The sequence below is a fragment of the Okeania sp. SIO2B3 genome (assembly GCF_010672525.1).
Classification (GTDB): domain Bacteria; phylum Cyanobacteriota; class Cyanobacteriia; order Cyanobacteriales; family Microcoleaceae; genus Okeania.
Map to the genome: position 1 here is coordinate 1 of NZ_JAAHGH010000152.1, position 13,138 is coordinate 13,138.

Below are 13,138 nucleotides of genomic sequence, written 5' to 3' on the forward strand. Positions count from 1 at the left end.
GGGTCAAGAAGCTGCCCTAAGACAAGTTCTTTTAGCTCCTCGTGAAAGCTGAAAAAAGATGCCAAGCCACAATTGCTATTTTCTTGAATCAAAGCGATCGCCTTTTCAATATCATCCTCAGTTAGCTCTTCTATAGCGAATAGTGCCTCGTAGATTATTGTAGGAGCGATAGCTGTATCGTGACCCCCTTCAAGTCGCGCGAGACGTCTGACAGCGATACTAAAGCTTAAAACGATGAGAGCGATAGCCCTTTTTTCCCCCGATGGCAATTCTTGCACGATCAAACTCTCCTTTTAGTGAAAATTTTCATGTTTACGCAGGCATTTTCCATGACTAGAGTTGGAGGGAAAAACTAAGTAGAGCCATCCTCCTGAACAGCAAGAAAAATTATCGGGGTATATATTGACTCGGAGTTAGCCATCCTTTCAGTATCTATTGCTGCGATAGTTTTTTCGATCATTTCAGGAGACATTAGTTTCAACTTTTGCTTGGACAAAAATGCTAGCCTTTCAAACACGATATTTGCATCAATGCCTTGTATTTGCGCCAGCGTCTTCGCGGCCAGTTCAAGCATGAGGATATCTAGGACAACTTTTTCTTTCTCTTTAAAAGATAAATCTGCTAACATTAAAATGGCTCCACTTTATCGTCAACCGCTTGATCGAACACAGCTTTCTCTTGAGAGTACATTGAATCCTCAATTCCCTCTTGCAATTGTGACTCTTGGCTAGCGATCGCTTCCTTGATATCATCCCAGAGAGCGTCGCCAACATTGTGTCTGTCGGAAATTTCTTGGATAACCTCTTGGTTCGTTACCAGCGTTTTTAAGTCAATTATGCGAGGATAGTCTTTTTTTAAGCTTTCCTTTAAAATGGCTATTTCGTATTTGTAAGCATCGCACAATGCTCTCAGCTTCTGAACCTTGTCCCATTTGTCAGGATAGTTGACTACCCTTAAGCATTTTTCGAGTTCAACGCTATCACTGCCAGCAGCTAACTTGGCTACTTCCAGCTTAAGGTCGTTTGCCACTTTACTTACTGATTCGTGCGTAGGGACTTCTCGTTCAATTTCCAACTTGATATTTCCATACGGAACGGAGCTAGGAAAAGTACCTCCTACTCTAACCTTTGTCTTCATATTCCTCCTTTACAAATTTAATTGTTTTAACCAAGCAACGGTGATGGCGTCTGCTATTCCTGGATATCTATATCCAAGCGTTGCTATCATTTTCTTTACGAGGGGAATTACGCTTTTTTTGACTCTCCTCATTGCAGCAATCCCCTGTAGCAGTACTTCAATCGTCAAAAAAAGGTCGAGGGGAGTCATTGTTATTGTTATCGGAGGCTGTTTCGCCAAAAATAGTATTGCCTTCTGATAGCTGTTACTCTTCATATCTTTTTATCAACTCCATGATTGAATCCTTCACAAGATTTTTAACCGTTAGCGGGCATTGATTGTACTCGGCGACAGCAGTCATCAAGAACGCTGAGACTACGACTTCCTTTGGTCTTGTTTTTACTTCTAACATTATTTCAGGGTTCTCTCCTTGCAGAGTTGAGACCGCACGTCTCAACGCGAACACCAACGCCACAATGGCTTTTTGCTCCAAGCTTGTCTTTTCTGTCATTTTATTTAGGTGGTGAACGGCTACCTTTACTTGTACTCGGAGTTCGGATTTTCAGATTCTGAGTATAACTGTCTCCTATCTGGAATGGTGGTGACAATGAGTGAGTAAGCAGTCGTTTAACCTTGGCTGTATTGCTAACCCACAACTGTGGCAAAGTAGAAGAAGCTGCTGCAACCACAGATTCGTCGTACTTTACTGGCTGTTGACCAAATACAGACTCCCTAAAGGAAGACACGAGAGCTAGATCAAGGTGTTTCTGTGGAAGCGATCGTGACTTTGCTCGCCTGCTATCACCAGGAAGTATTCTTTCTTCCTGCGGTGATATCGGTGGCTCTGTCTGTGGGATGTTTTCTTCTTCCGGTAGAGGTGGAGGGGAAGCTGGTGGGGATACGATCGCTGGAGGGGCAGGGGGGATGAACGCCACAATATTATTTGTTTCCGTTTGTTCAGCAATAGCTCTAACTATTGGTAAATCTTGATAGCAACAATATTTTCCGTGAGCAGCCTCCCAAGTCGCCCGGAGTCGCAAGTCGCCAAATTCATCCTTAACCTGTTCGGGTAGGATGCCCACATTAGCTAACTCTTGCTTCATGTCAATTAATTTCATTTTTTCACTCTCCTGTCTGATTTTGTTGGACTAATGTTTCCATAGTCGTCATATAGCTTCATGCTCTTTTTCTCCCTTCGTTGACGTTGAGCCGCCCTTTCAGCTTCGTGTGGAAACTGATAACGAGTGATTTTCCTAATACGGGATGGGGTCGTCCAGTATTCCGATGAACTGATTAGAGCCAGATATTTCATCGCAGCTTGGACTCCCCAACTTTTTTCGATCATTTTGTACTGTTGAAGTTGTCCTGGTGTCATTGCCTGTGTTATGCTGGTCTTGCTCTTCGCTCTCAGCGGGGGGATCGTCCTCTTGAGTTGATTCTTCCTCCTGAGGCTCCGAGTCTCCTTCATTAGCTAGTTTCTCTAAATATTCTTGGACAGAAAGTCCTGCTCTACTGGCTTTTTTCTGGAATGCCCGCCAGACTTCATACGGCAATTTTATTTGCTTAGTCTCCTTTGCGGAGCCTGGGTCTAGTACGGACTCAATAAAATGTGCGGTTATTGGTTTTGCCTCTGTGACTGCCATGTCTATGCACCTTTGCCAATCCGCTGCGACATCCCCGTCAATCCCCTCCTTTTCAGACTTGGCACGCAATGCTGAAGCTTGAGCTACGCAGTTGGGCAACTTCTCAAATCCTTCACAGAGTAATTGCCAACCTGTCATAGCTGCTTTCATTAACTGTTTGCATTGCCAAACTTTTTTACCCACCTCTTTAAAACAGTAGTCTTGAAAGGTTCTGTATCCTAAGTCACGATAGAGTTTATAGATTTGGAATGCTCTCAAAATCATCCCCTCTTTAATATAGGCATGGCCTGCTAATTTTGCTTCAAAATGCAATATTTCAATAGCGTCCTGGCCTTCTCTCCAGACTTCGTTCCAGAATAACTGGTGAAAGGTGTTGAGGCAATCCTCCGCCCATGGAGGCAGAGGTAATTCTTCTTGGTTTGGTGGGTATACAAAGTTATGGTCTACCATGATATTAGTGTTAAAGCATTTGTCCTTACAAAAAGCTTAGTCAATGTCAACAGTAAGTAAGTACGGGTGGCTAAAAAGGGGGGAAGTTATCTTCTTCAATGCCGAGGTAAACAGCGTCATACCAGTGTACTGGCAGCACGGAGATGAGGAAGGGATGCGCTAGACAGAGAAATGTACACAGGTCGCGATCGGGGCAAAATCCTAAGTTAAGCCATCCCTGTACTGTCCACCACTTGAGAGAAGGCCGCACAGCAAAGTTGTAATATATGCTGACTATACGCCCAGTCGATATAGTAGGTGGGAAGTCCAAGCTTTGGTCTAATTCAAAACAAAAGTACCTGGAGTCGATTTCAATGCGATGGCTGATTTCCATAGGGTTATATCCTCTATCTCTCTTTGAACCAAGTTGTGCATAAAGTGACTTTTTCAGGATTAGACAATTCGGGCGTTATAGTAGTAGGGGAATTCCTAGCAAAACCAATACTTTTCAGCCACAAAGTTAAGAATAAGTCTCGTTCCTGCACATCTGTTAAATTGCCAGTCATTCTTACCTGAAATGTTTCCCGATCGCTATTAACTATAATAGTCCTCCACGGCCTGCTCAAAGCACTCTGCTGCTGACAAGGAAAAGGTGGCGACCCGTTCTAAAGCACCTTGCTGGTCAAGCGTCCCTTTGTAATTATGGTACGTCTCCGAACTTGTAACAATCTCTTTATAAAGTTCCCACGCCCTATGATTCCGAGTGCGTTTAAAGTCGTACATCTCCTGGCCTAAGTATTCAGATAAAAGACTTAGAAAGTCTTCATCGGGAGTCATACGTTTTTTTTCTGCATGTTGCTCAGTCATTCATTACCTCCAAATGCTTTTAAGGAAGCGTGGGGGCAAAACGTAGTAGAAGCTCCCACGCGGTTGTGTCAAAAATTCTACGTCACGCTTATGTCAGTTGACTTTGGATTAAGATGGCAAATCGACTTAATCCAAGGAGATTTTAGGAATTGATTAGAGGTTTGGCTGGATAAAGCCCAAACTGCTAAACCTCATAATTTGACGCTTCAAACAATCCTGCTCCGTTAGGCAGTGTCCTCCTGACTAATTAGTTCTGTATGTTTATAATACTAGAGTAAGTTCTGTATATAATTATGTCAAGAGGTTAGTTAAAATTTTTTCATACAGAACAAATGAATGATAATTCTAAAGATGGGAAGACCAACCAAACACGGAGAAAAGAAAGAGCGTATCAACCTAACGATAACTCCCAAATCTCGACAGAGAATGAGGGAGATAGCGGAAGCTCTGAACACCAGTCAGGGAGAATTACTAGAGATGTGGATTCAAGCTTGGGACGAACTACAATCTATAGGGTTGCTGGGGGAATCCTTGGCCTGCTCAGGCAAATAGTCTCAAAAGGTCTCTGCTACATGGATGACCATGGGGAGAGACTTGAAACTCGATTAATGGAGAGTAAAAAAGCTAAGGCCGAATTTTTGGAAACAGCAGCGGCCTTAGAAAAAGAGTTAGTGAGACTTCTTGAACAGGCTGAAAAGCTACCCGAAGACCCAAACGAACAAGAATAAACCTATCAGGAGTGCCGATCGCTATCTCAGCGGTCGGTATTTTATCGTCAACCCACACACACATATATGTAGAAAACGATGAACTCAACAGAAACCCTACCCCAACTAACAATAGGCCAACTCAACCTGTGGCATCCTGGCATCATTAAAATACTGAAAAGGTCCAAAGGCTGGCATCCAGAAGCCGACTTCTACGACCTAATAGACATGAAGCCCGACCTTTGGGCAGCTCACTCAGTCGGTCCCGAAGGTCAAATCTTACCAATGTTATCCTTTACCCGCATCGATGCTGAAACAGGAGAAATTGAAACGCAAGTCATAAGTCTTCCCTATTCCAGCAGCCACGTCCTGACGGGGATTCAGGAAAGAATATACACCAAGCTAATTCAAGACGCTGTGTGTCAAGGACTTAACGGAGTAATGAAGGTAGTAATAGATTCACCAAAAGGCCGTCCATTTTCTCAGGCCTTTGATTCCACTTTTATTATTCTAGAAGTCCTTCGACTTCAACAATGTGGTGAATTGATGGAGGATTGAAAAATGGCCACATCAGTCAGAGCCGGAGAATGGGTCGAAGTAACTACAAAGAAGTACGATTCTCACAAACTCAAACTCAAAGGCCAAAAATTTGAAGTAGAACGTGCCAATGTCACCACCGGAGTACTAACCATTCAAACTGAAGAGGTGGGTAGAATTACCCTATTTAACCACGAAGTTGATTTAACCTTGCCGCCAAAAGTTCCAGCACTTCCAACACCACCTATCACCCCAGACAATACAGTGGCCAGGATTAAATCTTTAGTGGATAGACATCAAGCCGATGGGTATCAAATTGATAGAAATTTCCTGGAGCAAATATTAGGTAAAGAACCTCTGGAGCAAATATTTAAAAAGCTTGTGGTTGAGAGTAAAGACAATATTTGCTCCATAAGTAAGTCTGGAGATATTTGCTCCATGAAACCTATCGAGACAGAGGATAAAAATAGCGATCGCCTCCCCACCAAAATCGGAGGACGTCCCGTGGGCAAAAAAAATAACAAACCAGCATCTGGTTGGCTGGACACCCAGGTCAATGAAAAAACTGGACGAACCAACTACTATTACTGCCGACGCCATTACAAACCATCAACCAAGAAAACTAAAATTTCTGCCGGAGTAGTTCCAACAGTTAAAAAGATGATGAAAGTTGGATACTCAATTTCTCAAATAGAAGATTTAATTTCTGAGGCCGTTGACTTTTAAAAGTCAATATAATAATAGGAAGAAGTAGTCATAGTTCCATCTAGAATCATTCGAGGGTTAGGTGTTTGCTCGCCTAACTTTTTTTTGCCCAACTGCGGAAACCTCTTACAAAATAACCCAGCGCCCCCTATTATCCCCCATACTTGCCGATCCATTCCAAAAGTTGCTCTTTTAGTTAAATTAGCGCCCAAGGAAGCAAGGAGTTCTAAGCTATATGTGCTGGAATATTTGGGGCTTTGAAGTTCCAGCACTTTTTGGCGAAAAATGCTATTTTTGTATATAGAGCAGTTATTAGCACCTGCCCAAAAGGCCCCCCGTAGCTGGGAGAAAAATCATCAATGAAGCGATCGCGCAAAGGCAAAGCCTCAATTATCGAATCCTGGGAAGCTCAAGCCATCTATGAAAATTTTACCACACCCGCCAATAAACTAATCTGGCAAATTTGCCGTTACACAGGGGAGCGGATTGGAGCTGTCTTGCAACTCAAAATTGAAAATGTTTATTTCAACCCCGCCCGCCTGGTTCCTCTGCCAGAAATTACTTTTCCATCAGAAAGTAGAAAAAAATCTCCCGGCGGGGTAGCTTCAACCAGGCAAGTTCCAATAATCAAACCACTGCTCATCGAACTGCAAAAATTTCATCTTACAGCTCAATCAGGATGGCTGTTTCCAGCTAAAACCAATCCCTCAAAGCATTTGAGCAGGCAGATATTTGATAAGAATTTCCGGGTGGCGGTGGAGAAAGCAGGGCTGTCTCATCGAGGAATCAGTTTACATTCGCTCCGCAGAACATTAATTACCAGACTACATAAAGCTGGCTATTCTATAGCAATAATCCAGGAGATTACTGGACACAAGAGCATCAACGCTCTAAGGCAATACATAGATATTGATCCAGAAGCGATCGACAAAGCAATTAACAGTGTAGACTTGTGAGGACTTGGTTTATCCTATTCTGTGAATCCACATATTGTCAATTTCTTCCAATTCTGAGTCGGTCATCTCGTTATATATAATACGAGTCTGAGGGTGGTTCCAACTACCACAGCTAGCTGCAATCAATCTATTACTGTAGTGGAGGTTTTCTCCAAAGATATGCCCCGCGCCATTGATTTGATAATACCAGGAATGTGTACCCATACTAGCCATCAACTCACCATAAGGGTCTTGACTGAGGAAGCCATCCTCACCAAAACCTTTGATAACTACTAAGTGACCAGGTTCAGTGAAAAACCCATGAACAATGACTGGCTTCCCATCCTCGATCGCGACTCGAATGTCGGCTAAAGTGCCGTCAGTCGTAAGGTCATCTTCTATTCCGTAACTTTCACAAATTTCTTTTAACCCCTGGGGAGAAAATCTGTTCCAACCATATTGTTGAGCACGATGAAATACCTGGTCTTCTAGTTGAGGATGACTGTCATCACCTTCTATCCCCCAATAGCTTAAGCACATAGCTAAACAAGTAACATTGCAAGCTGAGAAAGGAGAGAATACATTATCAGTTTGTGATTTATAAGGAACTGCTAGTTGTTGAGTTATTGACATTTTTATTTGTGATTGGTTTTGAATGAAGCAGACAGCGCTTATAATAAATGAATAACTTATCCGCTATCCGTCTATAACAATTGTAGTAAAAATTTTCTAATATGAGTGTGCGCGTTCGAGACTCAATAGCAATCGTAGAGATAAAGACCAGGGGAATCATAAAAGTGGGGCGGTTGGAGGATGGTTGTTTATATCGGGAAGTTTACTTGGGACCCGCTATTTGCAGGTATCGCCCAGATGATTATTATCTGCTCGCCCACGCAAAAACGCTGCAATCATTCTTTGACTTAGTCAAGAGAGAATTTACAGATTATTTCAACGAATTAGGATATTACGAAGCAGAAAAAATTTCCGTTCCAAAACGAGGGAATGAAGAAGGCAATTGGGAGGATGACCTCGATCCAATTCCCTTCTAGACGGGATATTTCTTCTGATTGATTTTAATTAAAACCTGTCAGGATGCTTGTTCTAGCAAAGTCGCCAATAATTACTGTTCTATATCTAAGTAGTCTATGCCTCTAAAACAGAGCTTGACATTCCATGTCAAGGCACTTCCAAAAACCACCGAGTGGGTATTTTTGTCAAACTTAAGCAGAATCTCATTACTGCCCGCTTCCCACAAAGCAAACAACGGCTCAACATGATCTGTCACGTTTCCGCTGCTAATATTTATCCAATCATACTCGCCGATAAGAGTAAGAGGAATGTCACGCCCTGACGTGTTTGCGATAGGAGTAACAATCTTTTCAATAGGTTTCGTCCCAAAAGATGTGCTATTGTCGGTGTTATAACTATCAAGGGCAGAGTTGTCTATTTGAGCTATACCTTGAGCTTCAAATTCTCCTGAGATTAAGAACAATCTCTCAGGATGGTTTAGCTGATGATATTGGAATTTATTTTTAGTGGGAGTGATTTGTGGTTGAAGCTCTGGCGGGTACACCTCTCCTGTACCGTGGTCATAAAACAATAGTTGCATCTCTCCTTCTCCTACAACCAATGGCGGTTGAGGCGATGGAGCTTGGGACACAGAAACTTCCAAGTTGTTTAGTTTCGCATGTATTTTTTCCAGTGCTGCTGCAACAGCCAAATTAGAGTTTGACGCATTAACCATAGAACCTGGCTTTTTTTTTCCTTAGTTTACGCTTTGCAGGGGAACTCTTAACAAGATTATCCTGCGATTCTTAAATTATACATTTTTTTACCCAAAACCTTCTAAGGTTGGCTCAGGCTTGGCTTGCTCAACTTCAAAATCATTCAAAAACTCCTAAGATCAACTTACCTGCACGACCGTCACTCCAGGCAAAAACTGACAGCATACAAGTTGATAGCGAACTGTAACGCAAGTCACCAGGGGGTGAGATGAATGGCGTTCTCACATCATCTTGCCACGCTACAGCGCTTCCTCCAAAAAATAGCCTGACAGTTGTGCCTCCCGTATTCAGAATATAATATTCTCTAAAATTCGTAGATGAGGCTAGCACTTTTATCACGCTGCCGACTGCTGGAGACTCTGCTGTTCCTCCATTGGGTAAGCTGACAGCAGGAAGGATGCTGAAGTTGTTAAAAGTTGGTGGTACATAAGAATTAACAGGAACAGGAGCGATAAACGAAAATTCCACGGACTAATACCCTCCGAGAGTAAAAGTGTTTGTTGCTTTATCAAAATTTGTAATTACACATCCTTCCGAACTGTTGCCTGTCAAAGCGCTGAAATGCAAAAATGTTTGAGAGTTTCCAGGAGTAATGCTAAAAGCGCCCCCTTCTGGAGACAGGTTAGCCACCCACCCGTTGTTTTTAGCATATCCAATAATACTGGGGACAAAACCAGACAAGACAGAGGAATTGTTCCCACGCATTCCGGCAATAGCGGAGGCGATAGCAGCTAACGCTAGGTTAGAGTCTATCAAGAATACTTGAATTGGCTTGACCCTCCCATTCCTAAAGTCTGTAAAAGCAGGGTCTACGTTCAGGGTAAACTCATAAGTTTGGCTAGGCTGAAAACTCTGAAGGTAGGCAAGCTTGTACCCAGTAACACCCTGGTCGCTATCCACCGTGTCTCGCAATATTTGTTCCCAATCAGAATAAATGTTGGCAAACTGCAATAAAGGGATATCCTCCCCCAGTAAGTCTCCTGTGCCGATTTTTAAATCAATATTTAGAGCTATTACCACTTCTTCATTTAATTTTGGCTTAGTTGAGTGAACAGTAACTATTATATCAGAATTTTTATCTGATATCCCCCACAAAGTGCATTCAGTTTGTTTGATTATTATTCCGTGACCAGGCTTCAATTCCCAAGCGCTATTATCGATTTTTAAGTTTTCCTCGCCGTCTTCTCCTAAATAAAAATAAACCCTATTTTCTGATTTATTGTTGATAAGAATTTGGTAGTTATTCCCCTCTGGCAAAGCGACGATTTTAGTAGATATGCCCGATTCAAGAGGCAGTTTGAAATTAGTCCAGGTGTACTTGTAGTAAGCCTTACCTTCATCATTTGCGGGCCTATTTGCTGACAAGATGATTGCTTCCAGTAGGTCGTTCCAGCGCAGAATTGGTAGTCCGCCCATTTGTACTCCTTGGTAAAATAAAATGCTTTATTGACAGTATATTAGCGCAAATGACAAACATCTTCTACTGACTTATTGTTGAAAAACTCCTTGCAAATAGTCAACGCCACGGACGTTGACAGACACTCCCTGGAACTCCTTAACGGTAGGCAAGTTAGTAAATCCAAAAGTTACAGCAGCATTATTGTTTCCCGTTTCAATAGATTGCCTAGGGAAAAATACTTGAGTCAATGTAATATATTTAGATTGCGCGGGATTATTAACTAAAGATTGTTCTCCAAGCCATTGAGCAAAAGCTGACTCGTAAAAAGCGGCAAGAATATTTTCAGCAGTGTTATAGGGGTTGTTGATAGTTACTAAAGGAAGACCTGACTGCAACCGAACCTGGCAAGGGATAACGACAGTCGCTGTGACACCACCAGTCTGCTCGTTACGTTCGCTACTTACATTGTCGATAGCATTATCATTTCTGATTTCATCCGCTTCTATGTCATTCAATTCCTGTAAAAGCCGGTAAGTAAGAACTTCTACAATATTGGTGCTAATATTGGATATACTGTTGCTTGGATTAAATTCCATATTATAATTACCAAAGATGCGATTATTAACTCAAAGTGGGACATCTAATTTAACTTTAGATCATAACATATTTAATGGAGAATTGTTGAACGTTAATAATGTGATTTCCCCTTTTATATCGGGATTAACTGGATGGAAAATAGGAGTGATCTTTGCCTTAATAGAAATAACGTTAGAAGTGAATCTTCAGAAAACTATTGCCCTAGGGAATATTCCAGCAATCAATCCTGAAGATTCTTCGGCGACAAGGCTACAAAAGTCTGTAACAGCTAGAAATAATAGTGAAAAGATTGGCTTAAAATTTTCCAGGAACGGGAGTGATATAGGAATTGTTTCATTGAAAAATTATGGAATAGCCTACACCATATCAATATTAAGTAGGTTCGGGAAGACTGCTAAGATGTTAAATATTGATTCAGTATTGACTTGCGAATTGTTGAATCTAGGTCAGGGTTCAACTTTATCTTCGCCTGATTATATTAATATTAATACTGACTATTTATTTGAAGTCAATGGTTTTCAGCCTAATGACGAATTAAAGATTAATATAGATAAATTACCTATAGAATTTCGGACTGGAATATTGTTAAATTTTTAATAGTTTATGGCAAGACGTCGGCGCAAAAATCAAAGTGCAGAGGAAATAAAAGAAATTTTAGAAGAGGCAGAGGATTTAGCTTATTCTGCTCAAGAAGAAGGGGTTGAAAAAGCTCTAAATGATTATATTGGAGAAAAGGTTAGAGAGGCTACACAAAAAGCAGCTATTAAAAGGTTTGGTAATCATCCAGCATTAATATTTTTACCGGAGTTTATAGAAGCTCAAAAAGGATACGGTCCAAACGTTTATGAAGCTACAGAGGAGCAAGTAGAGTATTACGAAGACCGCATCAGAGAAGAGAAAGAAATTGATGCAGAATTACTTGAAGATATGTGGGATTTAGATTTTGATTTAGAAGAAATAATTCAAGATGAACTGCAAGAAATTGAAGATATTATTGAGCAGATAGAAGAGAAAGATTTAGACAAAATTGTAGAAGATTTAGAAGAGGAAGTTCCAGAAGCAGAAGAAGTTGAAACCAAAGAGTACGAGAAAGAACCAGGAGGGGAAAAATGTCATAGTATATCCCTTCAAATAGGAGAAAAAACAGTTTCTTTTGATACTTGCGGTGGAGAAGAAAAACCTAAAGAAAACCCCAATAAACCAGAAGACCTTGACGATGAATTTGATGAAGTGGCAGACCCTCCCATGCCTCCATTTCCAGGTTCCGGGCTAATATGTCCGGTTTACAAATACGTTGTCTTGCACATTACGGTAGAAGGAGGGACAAAAACAGAAGCTGTATTGGGAAGGCTTCTTCAAACCAGAGACCAGCCGTATACTTTTCTTAAGTTAAAGGCAATTCAAAGTTTATTGGAGGTTATTACGAATGTCAAAAGCCAGTAAAATTCGTTCAACACAAATCAATAAAGCTTCTGTTTCTCCTGATATTAATAATAGAAATAAAACTAGCAAACCCAAGGGGATAGTGGCAGAAAAAAATGCAATTGCTGACAACATCAAATCTTTAGTTAATAGTTATAATTTCACGAGAGAAATGAATGAGTTCAAGCAAGAGATGATAGTTGCTTCAGCCATGGGGAATTACGGCAAAGACGCGCATTTGCTGTCGAAACAGTTTAACTCTGGATATGAGTCTGTGGTCGGAATTGACCAAAAAGCAGAATATGACAATCCTAATATCCAGAGAGTAAGTGAAGGATTGGTAGTCGAACAAGATTTAAAATCAGGGAAGGTTAAAACAATTAAGGATAAAAATTACTATAAAGATTGAAGTAAATAATCAGATTTAAACACAGCTTCCCAGAACAAACTAGGACTAAGTCAAATCCGGATATTTGGAGTAGTGTTGTTATCAATGGCCGAGCATCATCCATCTTGGAATAAAAGAAGTCAAGGTCAAATTATTTGAATTTAATTCAGGGAAAAATCGCGCTATAAAATGCGCGATTGCTTACCATAATTCCCTAATAATTTCGATAGAAAGCAAGAGGAATTTCGCTGAACCCAATCATTATTTTATTAGGTATTTGAAAACTTTTAGGGCTTGAAAAACTGCCACCAGAATTTTTAGCAACAGTTTGACAAGACCAAACCCATTTGGTGGGTAATGTCAATTGTATCAAATTTTTGTAGTCTTGGTATGATCATAAATACTGCTACCTTGTCTAGCGCCTTAATCTACGGGCAAGAGTTAGACAAGGATTATTTCAAAAAAGTAGGTTCAGATGTCTTAGAGCTGATTTATAAAGTAAATCTTAAGTTAGCTAGTCGCCTAACCATAAGGTGAATTAAAGAGCCATAAATCATGGCTTCACTTATATCTGAATACACCTCATAATCTTTACTTAAGCGTCTAAAT

Annotated in this window: 21 protein-coding genes; 8 read left to right on the forward strand and 13 right to left on the reverse strand. The window is 40.9% G+C overall.

Going from position 1 to position 13,138, the window contains the following annotated elements; all coding sequences use genetic code 11:
• The 8 genes from F6K15_RS35490 to F6K15_RS35525 all read right to left on the reverse strand — a co-directional run.
• Nucleotides 1-269: hypothetical protein (locus tag F6K15_RS35490; RefSeq protein ID WP_293070460.1), on the reverse strand; the 269-nt coding region annotated here is incomplete at its 3' end.
• 83 nt (nucleotides 270-352) lie between these two features.
• Nucleotides 353-628 carry a hypothetical protein gene (locus F6K15_RS35495; protein WP_293070462.1) on the reverse strand — a complete coding sequence of 92 codons (276 nt, stop codon included), beginning with the start codon at nucleotides 626-628 and terminating at the stop codon, nucleotides 353-355.
• Nucleotides 628-1,074 carry a hypothetical protein gene (locus tag F6K15_RS35500; RefSeq protein ID WP_293070464.1) on the reverse strand — a complete coding sequence of 149 codons (447 nt, stop codon included), beginning with the start codon at nucleotides 1,072-1,074 and terminating at the stop codon, nucleotides 628-630. The genes F6K15_RS35495 and F6K15_RS35500 overlap by 1 nt, the downstream gene beginning before the upstream one ends.
• 307 nt (nucleotides 1,075-1,381) lie before the next feature.
• Nucleotides 1,382-1,627: a hypothetical protein gene (locus tag F6K15_RS35505; protein WP_293070466.1), complete on the reverse strand. Its 246-nt coding sequence runs from the start codon at nucleotides 1,625-1,627 to the stop codon at nucleotides 1,382-1,384.
• A 1-nt stretch (nucleotide 1,628) separates the two neighbouring features.
• Entirely contained in the window at nucleotides 1,629-2,234 is a 606-nt protein-coding gene (locus tag F6K15_RS35510; protein WP_293070468.1) for a hypothetical protein, read from the reverse strand.
• 135 nt (nucleotides 2,235-2,369) lie between these two features.
• Nucleotides 2,370-3,209, reverse strand: a complete 840-nt coding sequence (locus F6K15_RS35515) for a hypothetical protein (RefSeq protein WP_293070470.1) — start codon at nucleotides 3,207-3,209, stop codon at nucleotides 2,370-2,372.
• A gap of 386 nt (nucleotides 3,210-3,595) precedes the next feature.
• The gene (locus F6K15_RS35520; protein ID WP_293070472.1) at nucleotides 3,596-3,754 is read right to left on the reverse strand and encodes a hypothetical protein; all 159 of its coding nucleotides are present in this window, start codon (nucleotides 3,752-3,754) and stop codon (nucleotides 3,596-3,598) included.
• A gap of 28 nt (nucleotides 3,755-3,782) precedes the next feature.
• Complete coding sequence (locus F6K15_RS35525; protein ID WP_293070473.1) at nucleotides 3,783-4,055, reverse strand: hypothetical protein; 273 nt, start codon at nucleotides 4,053-4,055, stop codon at nucleotides 3,783-3,785.
• A 332-nt stretch (nucleotides 4,056-4,387) separates the two neighbouring features.
• On the opposite strand from F6K15_RS35525, the gene F6K15_RS35530 reads away from it, so the two are divergent.
• From F6K15_RS35530 to F6K15_RS35545, 4 genes are all read left to right on the forward strand, one after another.
• Nucleotides 4,388-4,783 (forward strand): hypothetical protein, encoded by a 396-nt coding sequence (locus F6K15_RS35530; RefSeq protein ID WP_293070475.1) that lies wholly within the window; start codon nucleotides 4,388-4,390, stop codon nucleotides 4,781-4,783.
• A 78-nt stretch (nucleotides 4,784-4,861) separates the two neighbouring features.
• Nucleotides 4,862-5,320, forward strand: coding sequence for a hypothetical protein (locus F6K15_RS35535; RefSeq protein ID WP_293070477.1), 459 nt, complete (start codon nucleotides 4,862-4,864; stop codon nucleotides 5,318-5,320).
• A 3-nt stretch (nucleotides 5,321-5,323) separates the two neighbouring features.
• Nucleotides 5,324-6,025 carry a hypothetical protein gene (locus tag F6K15_RS35540; RefSeq protein WP_293070478.1) on the forward strand — a complete coding sequence of 234 codons (702 nt, stop codon included), beginning with the start codon at nucleotides 5,324-5,326 and terminating at the stop codon, nucleotides 6,023-6,025.
• A gap of 338 nt (nucleotides 6,026-6,363) precedes the next feature.
• On the forward strand, nucleotides 6,364-6,960 hold the full coding sequence (locus tag F6K15_RS35545; RefSeq protein WP_293070480.1) for a site-specific integrase: 597 nt from the start codon (nucleotides 6,364-6,366) through the stop codon (nucleotides 6,958-6,960).
• 9 nt (nucleotides 6,961-6,969) lie between these two features.
• On the opposite strand, the gene F6K15_RS35550 is transcribed toward F6K15_RS35545, so the two are convergent.
• A complete protein-coding gene (locus tag F6K15_RS35550; RefSeq protein WP_293070482.1) occupies nucleotides 6,970-7,572 on the reverse strand; it encodes a C39 family peptidase in 603 nt (200 codons plus the stop codon).
• Between the two features lie 101 nt (nucleotides 7,573-7,673).
• Here F6K15_RS35550 and F6K15_RS35555 point away from each other — a divergent pair, with 101 nt between their 5' ends.
• On the forward strand, nucleotides 7,674-7,988 hold the full coding sequence (locus F6K15_RS35555) for a hypothetical protein (RefSeq protein ID WP_293070484.1): 315 nt from the start codon (nucleotides 7,674-7,676) through the stop codon (nucleotides 7,986-7,988).
• A 71-nt stretch (nucleotides 7,989-8,059) separates the two neighbouring features.
• On the opposite strand, the gene F6K15_RS35560 is transcribed toward F6K15_RS35555, so the two are convergent.
• The 4 genes from F6K15_RS35560 to F6K15_RS35575 form a co-directional block, all read right to left on the reverse strand.
• A complete protein-coding gene (locus F6K15_RS35560) occupies nucleotides 8,060-8,683 on the reverse strand; it encodes a hypothetical protein (RefSeq protein ID WP_293070486.1) in 624 nt (207 codons plus the stop codon).
• 139 nt (nucleotides 8,684-8,822) lie between these two features.
• Nucleotides 8,823-9,191 (reverse strand): hypothetical protein, encoded by a 369-nt coding sequence (locus F6K15_RS35565; RefSeq protein WP_293070488.1) that lies wholly within the window; start codon nucleotides 9,189-9,191, stop codon nucleotides 8,823-8,825.
• Between the two features lie 3 nt (nucleotides 9,192-9,194).
• Nucleotides 9,195-10,139: a hypothetical protein gene (locus F6K15_RS35570; RefSeq protein WP_293070490.1), complete on the reverse strand. Its 945-nt coding sequence runs from the start codon at nucleotides 10,137-10,139 to the stop codon at nucleotides 9,195-9,197.
• Between the two features lie 72 nt (nucleotides 10,140-10,211).
• Nucleotides 10,212-10,637, reverse strand: coding sequence for a hypothetical protein (locus F6K15_RS35575; protein ID WP_293070492.1), 426 nt, complete (start codon nucleotides 10,635-10,637; stop codon nucleotides 10,212-10,214).
• 97 nt (nucleotides 10,638-10,734) lie between these two features.
• On the opposite strand from F6K15_RS35575, the gene F6K15_RS35580 reads away from it, so the two are divergent.
• Genes F6K15_RS35580 through F6K15_RS35590 form a run of 3 tightly spaced genes read left to right on the forward strand, consistent with a single transcriptional unit; the run spans nucleotide 10,735 to nucleotide 12,550 of the window.
• Nucleotides 10,735-11,316, forward strand: coding sequence for a hypothetical protein (locus F6K15_RS35580; RefSeq protein WP_293070493.1), 582 nt, complete (start codon nucleotides 10,735-10,737; stop codon nucleotides 11,314-11,316).
• Between the two features lie 6 nt (nucleotides 11,317-11,322).
• The gene (locus tag F6K15_RS35585; RefSeq protein WP_293070495.1) at nucleotides 11,323-12,162 is read left to right on the forward strand and encodes a hypothetical protein; all 840 of its coding nucleotides are present in this window, start codon (nucleotides 11,323-11,325) and stop codon (nucleotides 12,160-12,162) included.
• A complete protein-coding gene (locus F6K15_RS35590) occupies nucleotides 12,146-12,550 on the forward strand; it encodes a hypothetical protein (protein WP_293070497.1) in 405 nt (134 codons plus the stop codon). The genes F6K15_RS35585 and F6K15_RS35590 overlap by 17 nt, the downstream gene beginning before the upstream one ends.
• Nucleotides 12,551-13,138: the final 588 nt, after the last annotated feature.